This window comes from Pseudarthrobacter sp. 1C304, from assembly GCF_052245515.1.
Lineage (GTDB): Bacteria > Actinomycetota > Actinomycetes > Actinomycetales > Micrococcaceae > Arthrobacter.
In genome coordinates this window covers 17,653-33,776 of sequence record NZ_JBQQCH010000016.1, presented here as the reverse complement: position 1 = coordinate 33,776, position 16,124 = coordinate 17,653, and the positions used below count along the sequence as shown (strand labels likewise).

Genomic DNA, 16,124 nt, shown 5'->3' with positions numbered 1-16,124 from the left:
ACGCCGACCCCCACCAACCCCACGCCGAACCCCACCCCCACACCCCCGCTGCCCGGGGCATCCCCGTCGCCCCCAACAACCCCCACAGAGTCACCCACCGACCCTGCCCTGCCTGTCCCGGCTCCCACCGACCCCTTGGTGACCGACCCCCTCCCGGCAGAAACCCCCCGAACCCCCGTACCGGTTACTGATCCAACTGTCGCGGACCTGTCACTGAGTGACACAGTGCCCGCCGCCCCTGCCCCCGCGGTGCCCGCCGCGCTGCCTGCCGCGGATATCCCTGCCGACTGCGATGTCAGCGGCGAAGCCCTGTCCGGGCTGCAAGAGGGCACCGCCGGAAGACACACCGACTTCTTTGGCGCGGCGCTGTACCTGCCGGTGCTGGATCCAGAGATCCTGCCGGCCGGGGACGGCCACCATCCCGGCAGTGCGCCTCCGGCAGGTTCGGCCCCTGGCGGAACTGCGCCTGACGCACCTGACGGCAAAGAACGACCCGGACCGTGGCCCAACGGGACAGGTCTGCCCGCTCCCAACGCCCTGCCGGCGGCTCCCGGCTCCGGATCCGCCAACACCCTCACGTCCGGTGGTCCCGGCAGCGCAGCCGCCTGGCTGCCCAGCCAGTACCTCGTGATCCCCACCGCCGGCGCAGAACCAATCCGTGGTCCGCTGCAGCACGAGCACTCAGCCGTCGCCGCTGACCCCGGTTCATCTCCTGACTAGTTAGCCGTCTCTGCCCTCCACAGAGCACGGCCACTCGGGCTGCCATTGAGCGCCCGCCTACAGTCATTCAGGAGATCCCGATGGACGCCACCGTCCACTGCCGGCATTCCGGCGCCCCTTCTTCGCCGTACCCACCCGGCGCCACGCCACCGGCGCACGGCCCGCTGCGTCCCACGCGGGCCCGTCAGGCTGGACCGCGTACCCGCCGCAGACCGTCCCCGCACCACCAGGAACGCCCGCCCTAGGGAGGCCGCTCCCGCCAGGTCTTGTGAGGCCGGAGCGAAGCCGTTGGGTCCGCTGGGGGACTCAACGGCCTCACAGATTCCGGTACAGCATTCCGCCGTTGGGTCCGCTGGGGGACCCAACGACAAAGAGGCACCGGCAAAACAGCATTCCGCCGTTGGGTCCGCTGGGGGACCCAACGGCACGTGGAATGCAGAACATCTGTCCCGCACAGCGGCCGTTGGTCCACGGCCGCAGTGCGGGGACCGATACCCGTCCCGGTATCATTCATGAGGGGCGCCGCCTTGGCGCCCGGGGGGAAGAAACGGGGACAGTGTGGACAACAGTTCGCCCACAGCCATGACGGACGAGCTCTTGAGCGGCCGCTACCGGCTTGGGGAAGTGATTGGCCGGGGCGGAATGTCGTCCGTCTACACCGCCACGGACGTGAACCTGGGCCGCGACGTTGCCCTCAAGCTTTTTGCCCCGCAGTCCGCTGATGCTGACGAACTCCGCCGCCAGCAGGCCGAAATCGAGCTGCTGGCCACCCTGAACCATCCAAGCCTGGTCACGCTCTTCGACGCCGGCACGGACACCCGCGTCCCGGAAGAACCCCGCCCGTTCCTGACCATGGAGCTGGTGGAGGGCCAGGACCTCCGGACCCGGATCCGTCACAGCCCCCTTCCGCTGGATGAGGTCGCCGTCGTCGGCGCCGGCGTAGCGGACGCCCTCGCCTACGTGCACTCGCTCGGCATCGTCCACCGGGACATCAAACCGGCCAACATCCTCCTGGTTCCGGTCCGCCCCGGGGAACCGCTGCGGCCGAAGCTCACTGACTTCGGGATTGCCCGCCTGGTGGACGGCACCAGGCTGACCGCCACCGGCACCATGGTGGGGACCGCCGCGTACTTGAGCCCGGAACAGTCCCGGGGCGCCGACCTGGGACCGGCCAGCGACATCTACTCCCTGGGCCTGGTCCTGCTCGAATGCATCAAGGGTGAACTCGAGTACCCAGGCAGTGCCGTGGAATCCGCCGTCGCCAGGCTGCACCGAGCTCCTGCCATCCCCGATTCCGTCCCCGCAGAATGGGCCCAGCTGATCCGGGCCATGACGGCGCTGGATCCCCTTGACCGCCCCTCGGCCCCGGACATCGAAGTGGCGCTGCGGCACGCCCTCGTCTCACCCGGTTCGCTGCCAGGGATCCTGGCGGAAGAGCGCACGCGCGTCCTGCCCGCCCCGCCGGCCCGGCCCCCGCGGTTCTCCCCCGCCGAAGCAGGCCCCGGCACGGCTTCCGCACCATTGGCAGGTCCCTCCGCCCAGGCCGCTCCGCTGACCGCCGCTATTGCCGCTTCGCCGGCCCCCGCAGGACGCGGCCCCGGCGCACGGGCCGGGCACGTGCTGGACCCGGACGCCGTCACCGTCCCGCGGGCAGACCACCGGTCGCTGGCGTCCCGGGCCGCCGGCCGCTTCCGGCTGGTCCGCCGCCGGAACCAGGTCCTGCTGACCCTCCTGCTGCTGGCGCTTGTGACAGGGGCCGTCGCGGCCGCCGTTGCCCTCGCGGCGCCGGAGCCACCCGCCGTCGTGCCTTATCCTGCCGTGACCGGGGACCTGGGCCAGCACCTGCAGGAACTGCAAAAGAGTGTGGAACCATGAACCTGACGTCCCTGCACCCCCGCCGCAGCCGGCCGCTTTTTGCGGGCTGGCTCCTCGGCACGGCAGTGCTCACCGCCGCCCTGGCCGGGTGCACCGCGCCACCCGACCTGGACCGGGACGCCGCACGGCAACTGCAGTCCCTGGTCCTGTCCGTCACCGAAGCAGCCGCGGCCGATGACCCCGCAACCTCGCTGAAGCACCTCGACGAGCTCAAGCTGCAGCTGGACGAGGCGGCCGCCCGCGGCGAGGTCTCCTTCAAACGGCATCAAAGCATCCAGAAGTCCGTCGACGCCGTCCGTGCCGACCTCAGCGCCCGGCAGGCCGAAGCCGAAGCGGCCCGCGTCGCCGCCGAGCAGGAACGGGCCGCTCAGGAAGCTGCAGCGCAGGCAGCAGCGGCCGCGGCAGCGGCGGCCGCCCAGGCCGAAGCCGCAGCAGCGGCCGCAGCAGCGGCTCCCCCGCCCGCCGTCGCGCCCGCGCCTCCCGCCGACAGCGGGAGGGCTAAGGGCAAAGGTAAAGGCAAGGACGACTAGGCCCCGCCGGCGGGCGGGAACATGAAGGAGGGAGGAGCCAGCGGGCTCCTCCCTCCTACATTGCCGGCCGCCTAACCTTGGGCGCCGGCGCCGGTACCGTTAGGCGCGGGCGCCGGCGGCCGGGAATCGTTCCCAGGCGCGGTGCGCCGCGAGCAGGTCCGTGAGCTGGGCGACGACGTCGTCCGGGCCGTCCCCCAGGGCAATGCCGGCAGAGTCCGTGGGGATGCTCGCCGCGTCGAGGCACGTGACGGCCGGACCCCAGCCGCCGATGGCCTTGGCGTGCCGGAACATCTCCGACAGCAGCAGCACAACCCGCGGGTCCAGCGACGCTCCCGGCTCGCCGGCCTTGGCATCGCGCCCCTGCGCGGCATCCGGTGCCGGCGCGCCCGACGCTGCGATGATCACGGCGTCGAACTCGGTGGAGCGGGCCGTGAGGTACGTGCGCTGGACCGGCACCCCGCCGTCGGGCCCGCCCAGGAATCCCCCGGCCGGTGCGATCACCAGCGGCACGATCCCGGCGGCGTCGAGCGCCGCCCGTGCGGCACGGACGGCATCCAGGTCACTGTCCTGGTCGGCGATGATGCCCACCACGCGGCCGGCCACCGGCCAGGCCCCGCCGATCTGGGAGACCGCGGGGCTCGGGGCGGCATCTTCGACCTGTTCCGTGGCCTCCGGGGCGGGCATGCCAAGCCCGGAGGCGACGGCGGCGCACAGGGCGGCGTCGATGTTGGCCAGCGCCAGCAGCTGGCGCTGGCGGACCGCCTCCTCACGGCACTTCCCGAGTTCGAACGTGTACGCCTGGATCACGTGGTCCTGTTCCACCGGGGCCAGGCTGCGGAAGAACAGCCGCGCCTGGCTGTAGTGGTCGTCGAAGGAGGCCGGCGACTTCCGCTCCTTGACCGCTGCCGCAAGTTCTTCCGGAACGTCGATGAACGCCCCGACATCGGCACCGGCCAGGAACGGGCAGCCGCCGTCGAGCGAGTTCGGGTGGTACGGCGCCGCTCCCCCGTGCACCGCCGCCTGGTGCATGCCGTCGCGCAGCATGTCGTTGACGGGCGCGTGCGGACGGTTGATGGGCAGCTGGCTGAAGTTGGGGCCGCCCAGCCGGCTGATCTGGGTATCGATGTAGGAGAAGAGCCGGACCTGGAGCAGCGGATCGTTGGTGACGTCGATGCCCGGGACGAGGTGGCCGGGGTGGAAGGCCACCTGCTCGGTTTCCGCGAAGTAGTTCACCGGGTTGGCGTTCAGCGTCATCAGCCCGATCGGCTGGACCGGTGCCAGCTCCTCCGGTACGAACTTGGTGGGGTCCAGCAGGTCGATGCCCTCGAAGAATTCCTCCTCCGTATCCGGGAAGACCTGGACGCCGAGTTCCCACTGCGGGTGGGCGCCGGCCTCGATCGCGTCTGCCAGGTCCCGCCGGTGGAAGTCCGGGTCCATGCCGTTGATGAGCTGGGCTTCCTCCCAGACCAGCGAGTGCACCCCCTGCTTCGGCTTCCAGTGGAACTTCACCAGGCTGGTCTTGCCCTCGGCGTTGACGAACCGGAAGGTGTGGACGCCGAAGCCCTCCATGGTGCGGTAGGAACGCGGGATAGCCCGGTCGGACATGTTCCACATGGTGTGGGCCTGCGCCTCGGTGTGCAGCGAGACGAAGTCCCAGAAGGTGTCGTGGGCGCTCTGGGCCTGCGGGATTTCGCGGTCCGGGTGCGGCTTTGCGGCGTGGACGATGTCCGGGAACTTGATGCCGTCCTGGATGAAGAAGACCGGGATGTTGTTGCCCACCAGGTCGAAGGTGCCCTCATCGGTGTAGAACTTGGTGGCGAAGCCGCGGGTGTCCCGGACGGTGTCCGCCGAGCCGCGGGAGCCCAGGACGGTGGAGAAGCGGACGAAGACGGGCGTCTCGACGTCCTTGGCCAGGAATCCGGCGCGGGTGATGTTCGACGCCGACCCGTAGGACCGGAAGACGCCGTGCGCCCCGGCGCCGCGGGCGTGGACCACGCGCTCCGGGATGCGCTCGTGGTCGAAGTGGGTGATCTTTTCGCGCAGGTGGTGGTCCTGCAGCAGCACCGGGCCGCGGCGTCCGGCCTTCAGCGAGTGGTCCGTGTCGGAGAGGCGGAGCCCCTGCGCCGTGGTGAGGTACGCCCCGGACTGTGCCCGCGAGTTCGCCGGGGCTCCGGTGGGGCTGCCGGTGGGTGACACCGCCTCCGGGCCCTGCTGGTCCGGCTTGGGCGGCAACGGCTCCCGCGGCGTGGTGGGCTCCTCCAGTTGCGGCGGCTCCACGGAGGGTGCGCCGGGGATCTGGATGTTGCTCTCTTCTGACATGGGATGGCTCCTCAGGGTAGGCAACCTCGGCTCCGGACCGGCGGCCCTCTGCGGCGCCCCCAGCCGAAACTAAGCTTGCTTAGTACCCTAGGCGACGGTCTCCGTCCAGGCAACGGGTGCCCGGCCGGAATGACCGGAAACGCTCGACGGCGCACCGGAAATTTCCGGTGCGCCGTCGGGCGTGGCTGCCGGCTGGACGCCGGCCTGGCAGAACTAGCTGAGCATCGAGAGCACTTCGCTGAACTTGGCCGAGGGCCGCATGGCTGCGGTGACCTTTGCCGCGTCCGGGTGGAAGTAGCCGCCGAGGTCCACCGGGGAACCCTGGACGGCCAGGAGCTCGCCGACGATGGTGTCTTCGCCCGAATCCAGCGCACCGGAGACGGCGGTGAACGCCTTGGCCAGTTCGGCGTCGTCGGTCTGGCGGGCCAGTTCCTGGGCCCAGAACTTGGCCAGGTAGAAGTGGCTGCCGCGGTTGTCGAGCTCCCCGGCCTTGCGCTTCGGAGACTTGTCCTCGAGCAGGAAGGTGCCGGTGGCGCGGTCCAGCGTGTCGGCCAGGACCTGTGCACGGGCGTTGCCCGTGGTGGTGGCCAAGTGCTCGAAGCTGACGGCCAGTGCCAGGAACTCGCCCAGGCTGTCCCAGCGGAGGTGGTTTTCCTTGACCAGCTGCTGGACGTGCTTCGGCGCGGAGCCGCCGGCGCCGGTCTCGAACAGGCCGCCGCCGTTGATCAGCGGCACAACGGAGAGCATCTTGGCGCTGGTGCCGAGCTCCAGGATGGGGAACAGGTCCGTGAGGTAGTCGCGCAGCACGTTGCCGGTCACCGAGATGGTGTCCTCGCCCTTGCGGATGCGCTCCAGCGTGAACGCCGTCGCCTCCTCCGGGGACATGATGCTGATGTCCAGGCCCTCGGTGTCGTGCTCCTTGAGGTACTCCTCCACCTTGGCGATCATCCGGGCGTCGTGGGCGCGGCCCTTGTCCAGCCAGAACACGGCGGGAGTGGCAGAGGCGCGGGCGCGGGTGACGGCCAGCTTGACCCAGTCGCGGATCGGCACGTCCTTGGTCTGGCAGGCGCGCCAGATGTCGCCCGGGGCGACCTGGTGCTCGATCAGCACGGTGCCGGCGTCGTCCACCAGCTGCACGGTGCCGGCGGAGGCGATCTCGAACGTCTTGTCGTGGCTGCCGTATTCCTCGGCGGCCTGGGCCATCAGGCCGACGTTCGGGACGGTGCCCATGGTGGTCGGGTCGAAGGCGCCGTGGGCGCGGCAGTCGTCGATGACCACCTGGTAGATGCCGGCGTAGCTGCTGTCCGGGAGAACGGCGAGCGTGTCGGCTTCCTGGCCGTCGCGGCCCCACATGTGGCCGGAGCTGCGGATCATGGCGGGCATGGACGCGTCCACAATGACGTCGGACGGGACGTGCAGGTTGGTGATGCCCTTGTCGGAGTCCACCATGGCCAGCTCGGGGCCGTCGTTCAGGCCCTTCTGGATGGCGGCTTCGACGTCGGCGCGGATCTCCTCGGGGAGGTCTTCCAGGCCGTTGAGGATGGAGGCGAGGCCGTTGTTGGGGCTCAGGCCCGCGGCGGCGATCTGCGCGCCGTAGGTCTCGAACAGGTCGGCGAAGTACGCCTTGACGACGTGGCCGAAGATGATCGGGTCCGAGACCTTCATCATGGTGGCCTTCAGGTGTGCGGAGAACAGCACACCTTCTTCCTTGGCCCGGGCAACCTGCGCGGCGAGGAATTCGTCCAGGGCGGCGGCGCGCATCACGGTGCCGTCGATGACCTCGCCGGCGAGGACCGGGAAGGCACGCTTGAGGACCTTGACGGTGCCGTCTTCCTTGACTAGCTGGATCTTGATGTTGGTGTCGGCACCGATAACGACGGACTTCTCGTTGGAGCGGAAGTCGTCGGCCTCCATGTGGGCCACGTTGGTCTTGGACTCAGGGGTCCATGCACCCATGCTGTGCGGGTTCTGGCGGGCGTAGTTCTTGACCGAGAGCGGCGCGCGCCGGTCCGAGTTCCCCTCGCGCAGCACAGGGTTCACGGCGGAGCCCTTGATCTTGTCGTAGCGGGAGCGGATGTCCGTCTCCTCGTCCGAGGAGGGGTTGTCCGGGTAGTCCGGAAGGGCGTAGCCCTGGCCCTGGAGTTCCGCGATGGCGGCCTTCAGCTGGGGCACGGACGCGCTGATGTTGGGCAGCTTGATGATGTTCGCCTCGGGCGTCTTGGCGAGGGCGCCAAGTTCAGCCAGGGCGTCGTTGACCCGCTGCTCTTCGGTGAGGTAGTCGCCGAAAGCGGCGATGATGCGGCCGGCCAGCGAGATGTCGCGGGTCTCCACTTCCACACCGGCCGTCGAAGCGAAGGCTTCGACAATCGGCAAGAACGAATAGGTGGCCAACATCGGCGCTTCGTCGGTGTGGGTATAGATAATCTTTGCCATTGCTCGGGCGTCTCCCTGAAGGTCTGGGTATTTCCGGAATCTTGTGTTATCTCAACACCCCTAACTTACCCGAGGGAGCAGCGTTGCCGCCTACCGGCGTCGTGCGCCCCCGGCTCCGTGACGGCAGTAACCAGCCGTGACAAGAATTGACAAAATGCTTTACACGCCCGTCAATGTCCCGTAGTTTCGTTCCATCACCGCGGCCGCAAGCGGCGGCCGCCCCGCTTTCCACCGGTTAGGACACCCATGAGAACACCCAAGACTCTGGCCACCAGCCTTCTCAGCCTCTCGGCCGCGGCGCTGCTGGCACTGAGCGCCGCGGGCGCAGCGAACGCCGCCCCGGGATCCGGCAAGGCACCGGCCGAATCGTCGGGGGTCACCAGCCACACCGTCGTAGAGACCGGCGGAGCGGAATACTGGACCGCAGAGCGGATGCGCAACGCCATCCCCGGCGACGTCCTGGCCGAACGGGCCCTGCAGCGCAGCGCGAACTCGAAGGCCGGCCTGAACCGTCCGGCGGAGGCCGGAGCGCCCGCCACCGTCGAGGCGCAGGCCCCGCAGCAGCAGGCCAAGGCCGTGGACACGAAGGCGAACGCCAGCGAGACCCCGGTCAAGCACATCGGCAAGGTGTTCTTCACCCTGGGCGGCGCCAACTACGTCTGCTCGGCCAACTCGGTGTCCTCCACGAACAAGAGCACGGTGTCGACGGCGGGCCACTGCCTGAACGAGGGCCCGGGCGCCTTCGCCACCAAGTTCACGTTCGTCCCGGCCTACCTCAACGGCTCGGCCCCGTACGGCATGTGGACGGCCAAGGCCCTTTACGCCCCCACCCAGTGGAGCTCCGGTGGCGACATGGCCTATGACACCGGCTTTGCGGTGATGAACACCCTCAACGGCCAGCGGCTCGCCGACGTGGTGGGCGCCTCCGGCGTGCAGTTCAACGCGGCCCGCGGCCTCACCTACAAGGCCTTCGGCTACCCCGCCGCGCGGCCCTTCGACGGCGAGTCCCTCAAGAGCTGCAGCGGCACCGCCACGAACGACCCCTACAACCCGCAGTTCAACAGCCAGGGCATCCCGTGCAACATGACCGGCGGCTCCTCGGGCGGTCCGTGGTTCATCGGCACCAGCTCCACCGGCTACCAGAACTCGGTCAACAGCTACGGCTACGGCAGCAAGTCCACCACGATGTACGGCCCGTACTGGGGCTCCGTCATCCAGCAGGCCTACAGCAGCGCATCCTCCGCCGCCTAGGACTCGCTCCCAGCCATACAAGCGCGGGGTCACTCGAGGCCCATCTCCAGCAGTGGGGATGGGCCCAGGTGGCCCCGCTTTTGCGTGCGGGGATGTGTGACTGCTCCACGGGACATGCCCTCCGCATACGTCCACGCTTGGACATAGTCCCTATATGCCCGCCAGCCAGCCCGAACAATGAGCATGTCCCCCGAGTGCAACTACTCCCCCGAGCCCGCTCGTCCCCAGTTCCTCCACGGGACATGCCCTCCGCATACGCCCACGCTCGGACATAGGCCCCATATGCCCGCTTCTGGCCACAAAAAATGGACATGCCCTCCCGGGTAGGGAGGGCATGTCCATTCTTGGTACATCCCGGGGCACATGCCCGCTGCGCGCACAGAGCCCGACGGCGGCCGCCGCGCCTTGAGGGGGCGGCTCAGTGGAAGAAGTGCCGGGCGCCGGTGAAGTACATGGTGATACCGGCAGCGTTGGCTGCGGCGATGACCTCGTCGTCGCGGACAGAGCCGCCGGGCTGGACCACGGCGCGGACGCCGGCGTCGATCAGGATCTGCAGGCCGTCGGCGAACGGGAAGAACGCATCCGACGCCGCCACGGCGCCGCGCGCACGCTCCGGCGCGGCGGCCGCCTCTGCTGTCGATGGGCCAGCCGCACCGCCGGCGCCCTCCACCGCGGAATCCACAGCCACACCGAGCGAGTTGGCGCGCTCGACAGCAAGCTTGCAGGAATCGAGCCGGTTGACCTGGCCCATGCCGATGCCCACGGCAGCGCCGTGGTTGGCCAGCAGGATGGCGTTGGACTTGGCGGCACGGCACGCGGTCCAGGCGAAGGCGAGGTCGGCCAGGGTCTCGGCGTCGGCGGCCTCACCCGCGGCCAGGGTCCAGTTGGCCGGGTTGTCGCCGTCGGCGTCCACCCTGTCCGACATCTGCACCAGCACACCGCCGGAGACCTGCCGGATTTCGGAGGGGTAGCGGCCGTAGCCCTCGGGCAGGGCGAGGAGTCGGATGTTCTTCTTCTTGGACAGGATCTCCACGGCCTCGTCCTCGAAGCCCGGTGCAATCACCACCTCGGTGAAGATGCCGGCGACGGTCCGGGCCATGCCGGCGGTGACCGTGCGGTTCGCCGCGATCACGCCGCCGAACGCGGAGACCGGGTCGCAGGCGTGGGCCTTGGCGTGCGCGTCCGCGATGGGGTCTGCCGCGGAGGCGGACCCCACGGCCACGCCGCACGGGTTGGCGTGCTTGATGATCGCGACGGCGGGCTCGGCGAAGTCGAATGCGGCGCGCAGGGCGGCGTCGGCGTCGACGAAGTTGTTGTAGCTCATGGCCTTGCCGTGCAGCTGGTCGGCCTGGGCGATGCCGGCCGGGGCGGCCTTGTCCACATAGAGCGCGGCCTGCTGGTGCGGGTTCTCGCCGTAGCGCAGCACCTCGGAGCGCTCCAGGGACAGGCCGGCGTACGCGGGCCAGTCGATGACGCCGTCGCCGTCCTCGTCGAGGAACTGGCTGGCGGTCCAGCTGGCCACGGCGGTGTCGTAGGTGGCGGTGTGCGCGAACGCCTTGGCGGCCAGCCGACGTCGGGTCTTCAGGTCAAAACCGCCGGAAGCGGCGGCCGCCACCACATCGTGGTAGGAAGACGGGTCCACCACAATCGCGACGGCGGCGTGGTTCTTCGCGGCGGAGCGCACCATGGCGGGGCCGCCGATGTCGATCTGCTCGACGACGTCGTCCTGCGCGGCGCCCGACTTCACGGTCTCCACGAAGGGGTAGAGGTTGACGACGACGAGGTCGAACGGCTCGATGTCCATCGACGTGAGCGTGTCCATGTGGGCCGGGACGCGGCGGTCGGCGAGGATGCCGCCGTGGACGCGCGGGTGCAGGGTCTTGACGCGGCCGTCCAGCATCTCCGGGGAGCCGGTGACCTCCTCGACTTCCTGGACCGGGATGCCCGCGGCAGCGATTTTCTTGGCGGTGGAGCCGGTGGAGACAATCTTGACGCCGGCGTCGTGCAGGCCCCTCGCGAGCTCCTCCAGACCGGTCTTGTCGTAGACCGAAATCAGGGCCCGGCGGATGGGGACACGGTCGATGGATACACGGTCAAGCTGCGTGAAGCTCACAAAAGTCTCCGTCTTATATCGCGGCGGGGCCGCGGGTGGTGGGGATGGGGCCAGTTTATCGCGTCGGCGTCCCCTGCCGTCCCGCCGGGATGCCCGCGCGCCGGAGTATGAAGCGGGCACCGCACCCCGCCCCGGCCACGTAGAGTTTTCCCCAGGAGGCTGAGATGAATACGTACACCACTGTGCCCAGCGGCGAACAGGTGGTCCAGGACCTGCCCTGGCGCTGGAAGGTGCAGGGCCGGATCTTCCTGATCGGCGGCTTGGGCTTTATGTTCGACGCCTGGGACGTCACCCTTAACGGCATCCTGATCCCGCTGCTGTCCAAGCACTGGTCCCTCAGCCCGGGCGAGGCCGCCTGGATCGGCACCTCGAACCTGATCGGCATGGCCCTCGGCGCCTTCATCTGGGGCACCATCGCGGACACCATCGGGCGCAAGAAGGCGTTCACCGCCACGCTGCTGCTCTTCTCGCTCTTTACCGTCCTCGGCGCGTTCTCCCCCGACTTCATCTGGTTCTGCGTCTTCCGTTTTATGGCCGGCTTCGGCCTGGGCGGCTGCATCCCGGTGGACTATGCGCTGGTGGGCGAGTTCACGCCCCGCAAGCAGCGCGGCAAGGTCCTCACCGCGATGGACGGCTGGTGGCCGATCGGCGCCGCGCTGTGCGGCTTCGTCTCCGCCGGGCTGGTGGCCCTGTACGGGGACTGGCGGCTGACCATGCTGGTGATGGTGCTGCCCGCGCTGCTGGTGTTCTGGGTCCGCCGCAGCGTTCCCGAATCCCCACTCTTCCTCATCCGCAAGGGCCGGCGGGAGGAGGCTGCGAAGGTCATCGACGAGCTCGTCGCGGCCACTGGCGCCGAGCCCCGCGCCTACAGCCTGCCGGAGGCGAGGGACGCCCCGCGGCTGTCCGCCGGCAGCGCCTGGACCCAGCTGCGCCTGCTCTGGCAGTACGACTGGAAAATCACGACGGCGGCCTGGGCCCTGTTCTTCAGCATCCTGCTGGTCTACTACCTCTCGCTGACGTGGATGCCGCGGATCCTGATTGGCGCCGGATTCGAGGAGTACAAGGCATTCCTCACCACCGCCTCCATGGCCGCCGTCGGGCTCCTGGGCGTGGTGGTGGCCGCGCTGCTGGTGGAGCGCGTGGGCCGCAAGTGGATCCTGGCGATGACCGGCCCGCTGTCCGCCCTCACGCTGGTGATCGTCGCGATTGTGGTGGACATCCCGACGGCGGCCGTGTTCTGGCTGCTGGTGTTCGGCTTTGTGGTGCAGGTGGCCATCCCGGTGCTCTACGCGTATGTCTCGGAGCTGTACCCGACGGAGCTGCGCGGCTCGGGCTTCGGCTGGGCGTCCACCTTCTCCCGGCTCGGCGCCGGCTTCGGCCCGCTGGTCTTCGCGGCGTTCCTGTGGCCGCAGCTGGGGCTGGCCACGTCGTTCGCGATTGCCGGTGTGCTGGTGCTGCTGAGCGTGCTGTGGATGGCGTTCTTCGCCCCGGAGACCAAGCAGCGCCAGCTGGCCTGAGCCGGCCCCGCTACCCGGGTTGCGCCATCATCTTTGGTGCTTATAAGCCGCTGGAGAGCCCTCCATCTGATGGCGCAACGGGTGGTTCCGGCTACTCCGCGGCGGCGAGGGAGGCCAGGGTGGAAACCAGGAGCCGGCGCTCCACCACCTTGATCCGTTCGTGCAGGGATTCCTCGGTCTCGCCGTCGGCCACCGCCACAGCCTCCTGCGCGATGATGGGGCCCGTGTCCACCCCGGCGTCGGCCCAGTGCACCGTGCAGCCGGTGACCTTCACGCCGTAGGCCAGGGCATCGCGGACACCGTGCGCGCCGGGGAACGCGGGCAGCAGGGCGGGGTGGGTGTTGAGGTATTTGCCGCCGAACGCGTCGATGAAGTCCGCGCTCACGATCCGCATGAACCCCGAGGACACCACCACGTCCGGGGAGTACGCGGCCACGGCTTCGGTCAGGGCGGCGTTCCAGGCGGCCCGGTCCGGGTAGGCCTTGAAGTCCACGACGAAGGTGGGGATGCCGGCGGCGGCGGATCGTTCCACGCCGTAGGTGCCGGGCCGGTCCGCGCCGACGGCGGCGATCTCGACGTCGAGCGTGCCCTCGGTGACGGCGTCGATGACGGCCTGGAGGTTGGAGCCGGTGCCGGAGACGAGGACTACGATGCGCATTGTCCTAGCTTATGGGGCCGCTCGCGTAGGCTGGAAAACATGAATCCCCCGAACGACCCCGCCGGCAGCCCGGGCAGCCGGCAGCAGGGCCCGCACCCCCTCAGCGACGCGGCCAAGGCCTCCGAGGCCAAGACCCATCTTCTGTTCCGCAGCTTCATTGTGGCCGTGCTGGGATCGTTCTTCGTCTACCAGCTGGACATCAGTTACCTCTGGCTGAGCGCGCTCCTGACGGCGGCCGGGACGGTGCTGGGCATCATGGTGCTGGTGCGGTACGCCCGGTACAAGGAATCGAAGTTTGTGCTGTTCGGGACCATTTCCGGGCTGGTGGTGCTGGCCGTGCAGGTGCTCCTGCTGGTGTCTTCGGCCCTGTTCTTCAACCAGGTGCGGGAGTACCAGCAATGCAGCCGGCAGGCCCTCACCCAGCAGGCGGCATCCAAGTGCCAGACCCAGCTGGAGAACTCGCTGCCGCGCTTCCGCTGACTCTGAGGCCAGCCGGACGCCGGTCCTGAGGTCAGCGGGGCCGCGTCAGAGGGCGGATGCCTCGAGGTCGGCTTCGCGCAGTTTCTGCTGGCGTTCCAGCCACGGTCCGGCGGCGTAACCGATCACGACGCCGATCCCCACCTCCGCGGCGACAAACAGTGCCGTGGTGAGCGGGTCCGGGCCGATCTCGGTGAGCCGCCCGATGCCGCCGGAACCCTGGGCCAGCCAGGCGAGTCCCGCCGCGAGCAGCCCGGCCACAGCGCCCACCATCACGCCGAGCACCAGGGTGGAGAGCGAGGCGGTGAACCAGCGGGCGCGGATCTTGATGGAGAGCCATTCGTCGAAGTGGTTCTCGCCCTCGCGGAGGAACCACCAGCCGGCCAGGGTCCCCGCGATGACGGGCACTATCAGCGCGGCCGCCCCGAAGTCCAGCGATCCGGCGGGCAGTGCGGCGAACACCGGGATCGACGGCAGCGGACCGACTGCGGTGCCCAGCGCCCCGGCATGGGAGCCGACGCCGAGGGCGAAGCCCGCCCCGGACGTCCAGGCGAGGGCGAACACCGCCAGGTTGGGGAGGAAACCGAGCTGCACGATGGTGAGGATGGCACCGCCCAGGGCGCCGGCGTCGAGCGCTTCATACACCGCGATCACCAGGTTCCAGTGGATGAACAACGTGGCGGCGAGCAGGGCGCAGCTGATCGCCAGGCTGGCCATCAGCGCCACGAAGCCGGCTTTGATGGCGGACCCCAGGTAGGAGCCGGCCCAGCGCGAATGCTGGCTGGTGCGGGCGAGCCAGTCCACGGCGTCGACGCCGATCAGGCGGCTCCAGGAACCGGCCTCACGGCGGGCGCCGATCACCATGCCCAGCCCGAACGGGACCAGCGGGATGAGGGCTGCGGACCAGAGGCCCACACCGACGTCGTCCGTGCGGCACACGAAGCCGGTGGCCAGGCCGAAGCCGGCGTACATCAGCCACGAGCCGAGCAGCGCCTGCCAGAGCTGGTCCGTGTAGGACGCCCGGGCCAGCCGCCGGCCGGCGCGCCAGGCGAGGAGGAACGGGATGAGCGTCAGCCCCAGCGGGGTGAGCGAAAGGATGCCGGATTCCGGCTGCGCCACGGCTCCGGTGCCGGCGGTGTCCAGGAGCAGCGGAACGCCGTGGATCAGCATCCACGCCTGGCCGGCGAGCCGCGCCAGGACGTCGGGGGCACCGTTCTGGAAACCGGCCGTGGCCCACACCGCGACAATCGGGGCGGCCACCACCAGTGCGGAGATGACGGCAGCCTGCGCGGATTCGAGGGCTCCCTGCAGCCACAAGGGCATCGGAAGTCCACGGTCTCCGGTCTGATCAGCGCGCAGTTTCATCGTGTTCCATCGTGCCACGCGCGGGGCTGGCCGCCCGTTGCGACAGGCTCAACCGGCCGATTATTGGCACTTCCGCACCCGGTTCCAGGGAGTCCACCCTCAGTTCGGCTGCCCCATTTGCGGGCGCTTTTTCCCCTACCCGGCCGTAAAATTGGTAGTGTCCGCAATCATTGGTTGGAGGCAGAAAATGACTACCGCATCTCCACATGCTCATGGCGTTCACTTTGGACGGACGGATGTCCAGAACGTCGGCATGGGTGTGGGTATTGTCCTTATCGTCGTGGGCATCCTGGGATTCATCCCGGGCGTCACCACGCAGTACGACTCATTGGCGATCGTTGGACCGAATTCCACGGCCCTGTTCCTGGGAGTCTTCCAGGTCTCGATGCTGCTGAACATCATTCAGGCCCTCATCGGCGTCATTGGAGTGGTCATGTCCCGGAGCAACCCCATGGGCGCCCGGAACTTCCTGATGGGCTTTGGCCTGCTGTACATCGTCCTTAGCGCCTATTCACTCATTGTCGGAGTGGGGTCGGTGGCCAATTTCCTGTCGCTGAATGTCATGGGCGCCTGGGGCTTTATGGTCCTTGGCCTAGCAATGGTCGTTGCCGGTTGGCTGATGTCGAGGCATCTGGCTGACGACGCACAGACCCGGTAAGCGAACAACCGGGACAAAGGGAGCCGCGAATGAGTAACGTTTCATAGCAATCTGAAAATTCGTACTACCTGCTGGTGCAGACGCCTCGCGCGACTGCACCAGCTTTCTTTGTGTTTGGGGTGTCCACGGCGGCAGCGTAGCGTCACCCTGGCGGCCGACCTCGCTCCACACCCCACCGCCGCCCCCAAAAACCGCACTCCCGTAAAAA

Annotated in this window: 11 protein-coding genes and 1 pseudogene; 7 read left to right on the top strand and 5 right to left on the bottom strand. The window is 69.0% G+C overall.

All coding sequences use genetic code 11. The features are described 5' to 3' along the window. The 3 genes and pseudogenes from ACTWQD_RS18330 to ACTWQD_RS18320 form a co-directional block, all read left to right on the top strand. Nucleotides 1-720 (top strand): annotated as a pseudogene (locus ACTWQD_RS18330) (hypothetical protein); the annotation flags it as partial. A gap of 582 nt (nt 721-1,302) precedes the next feature. Continuing rightward, complete coding sequence (locus ACTWQD_RS18325) at nt 1,303-2,595, top strand: serine/threonine-protein kinase (RefSeq protein WP_443197549.1); 1,293 nt, start codon at nt 1,303-1,305, stop codon at nt 2,593-2,595. Continuing rightward, nucleotides 2,592-3,125, top strand: a complete 534-nt coding sequence (locus ACTWQD_RS18320) for a mucin-associated surface protein (protein ID WP_443197548.1) — start codon at nt 2,592-2,594, stop codon at nt 3,123-3,125. The genes ACTWQD_RS18325 and ACTWQD_RS18320 overlap by 4 nt, the downstream gene beginning before the upstream one ends. Before the next feature lie 99 nt (nt 3,126-3,224). Here the strand turns inward: ACTWQD_RS18320 and ACTWQD_RS18315 are convergent, their stop codons facing one another. Together ACTWQD_RS18315 and ACTWQD_RS18310 are read right to left on the bottom strand one after the other, a co-directional pair. Next, entirely contained in the window at nt 3,225-5,444 is a 2,220-nt protein-coding gene (locus ACTWQD_RS18315; RefSeq protein ID WP_443197547.1) for a catalase, read from the bottom strand. Between the two features lie 213 nt (nt 5,445-5,657). Then, a complete protein-coding gene (locus tag ACTWQD_RS18310) occupies nt 5,658-7,877 on the bottom strand; it encodes an NADP-dependent isocitrate dehydrogenase (RefSeq protein ID WP_443197546.1) in 2,220 nt (739 codons plus the stop codon). 246 nt (nt 7,878-8,123) lie between these two features. On the opposite strand from ACTWQD_RS18310, the gene ACTWQD_RS18305 reads away from it, so the two are divergent. Next, complete coding sequence (locus ACTWQD_RS18305; RefSeq protein WP_443197545.1) at nt 8,124-9,128, top strand: trypsin-like serine peptidase; 1,005 nt, start codon at nt 8,124-8,126, stop codon at nt 9,126-9,128. 418 nt (nt 9,129-9,546) lie between these two features. Here ACTWQD_RS18305 and purH read toward each other — a convergent pair whose 3' ends face one another. Beyond that, a complete protein-coding gene (gene purH / locus ACTWQD_RS18300; RefSeq protein ID WP_443197544.1) occupies nt 9,547-11,241 on the bottom strand; it encodes a bifunctional phosphoribosylaminoimidazolecarboxamide formyltransferase/IMP cyclohydrolase in 1,695 nt (564 codons plus the stop codon). A gap of 164 nt (nt 11,242-11,405) precedes the next feature. On the opposite strand from purH, the gene ACTWQD_RS18295 reads away from it, so the two are divergent. Then, nucleotides 11,406-12,758, top strand: coding sequence for an MFS transporter (locus ACTWQD_RS18295; protein ID WP_443197543.1), 1,353 nt, complete (start codon nt 11,406-11,408; stop codon nt 12,756-12,758). A gap of 91 nt (nt 12,759-12,849) precedes the next feature. Here ACTWQD_RS18295 and purN read toward each other — a convergent pair whose 3' ends face one another. After that, entirely contained in the window at nt 12,850-13,416 is a 567-nt protein-coding gene (gene purN / locus ACTWQD_RS18290) for a phosphoribosylglycinamide formyltransferase (RefSeq protein ID WP_443197542.1), read from the bottom strand. 39 nt (nt 13,417-13,455) lie between these two features. On the opposite strand from purN, the gene ACTWQD_RS18285 reads away from it, so the two are divergent. Continuing rightward, the gene (locus ACTWQD_RS18285; protein ID WP_443197541.1) at nt 13,456-13,896 is read left to right on the top strand and encodes a hypothetical protein; all 441 of its coding nucleotides are present in this window, start codon (nt 13,456-13,458) and stop codon (nt 13,894-13,896) included. Between the two features lie 45 nt (nt 13,897-13,941). Here ACTWQD_RS18285 and ACTWQD_RS18280 read toward each other — a convergent pair whose 3' ends face one another. Further along, nucleotides 13,942-15,258: a cell division protein PerM gene (locus tag ACTWQD_RS18280; RefSeq protein ID WP_443197540.1), complete on the bottom strand. Its 1,317-nt coding sequence runs from the start codon at nt 15,256-15,258 to the stop codon at nt 13,942-13,944. A 187-nt stretch (nt 15,259-15,445) separates the two neighbouring features. Between ACTWQD_RS18280 and ACTWQD_RS18275 the strand changes: the two genes are divergently transcribed. Then, nucleotides 15,446-15,916 carry a DUF4383 domain-containing protein gene (locus ACTWQD_RS18275; RefSeq protein WP_443197539.1) on the top strand — a complete coding sequence of 157 codons (471 nt, stop codon included), beginning with the start codon at nt 15,446-15,448 and terminating at the stop codon, nt 15,914-15,916. The last annotated feature ends 208 nt before the right edge of the window (nt 15,917-16,124 follow it).

Coding starts and splice junctions, on each gene's coding strand:
- ACTWQD_RS18325 (WP_443197549.1), top strand. CDS start 1,303: ATGACGGACGAGCTCTTGAGCGGCCGCTACCGGCTTGGGGAAGTGATT.
- ACTWQD_RS18320 (WP_443197548.1), top strand. CDS start 2,592: ATGAACCTGACGTCCCTGCACCCCCGCCGCAGCCGGCCGCTTTTTGCG.
- ACTWQD_RS18315 (WP_443197547.1), bottom strand. CDS start 5,444: ATGTCAGAAGAGAGCAACATCCAGATCCCCGGCGCACCCTCCGTGGAG.
- ACTWQD_RS18310 (WP_443197546.1), bottom strand. CDS start 7,877: ATGGCAAAGATTATCTATACCCACACCGACGAAGCGCCGATGTTGGCC.
- ACTWQD_RS18305 (WP_443197545.1), top strand. CDS start 8,124: ATGAGAACACCCAAGACTCTGGCCACCAGCCTTCTCAGCCTCTCGGCC.
- ACTWQD_RS18295 (WP_443197543.1), top strand. CDS start 11,406: ATGAATACGTACACCACTGTGCCCAGCGGCGAACAGGTGGTCCAGGAC.
- purN (WP_443197542.1), bottom strand. CDS start 13,416: ATGCGCATCGTAGTCCTCGTCTCCGGCACCGGCTCCAACCTCCAGGCC.
- ACTWQD_RS18285 (WP_443197541.1), top strand. CDS start 13,456: ATGAATCCCCCGAACGACCCCGCCGGCAGCCCGGGCAGCCGGCAGCAG.
- ACTWQD_RS18280 (WP_443197540.1), bottom strand. CDS start 15,258: ATGAAACTGCGCGCTGATCAGACCGGAGACCGTGGACTTCCGATGCCC.
- ACTWQD_RS18275 (WP_443197539.1), top strand. CDS start 15,446: ATGACTACCGCATCTCCACATGCTCATGGCGTTCACTTTGGACGGACG.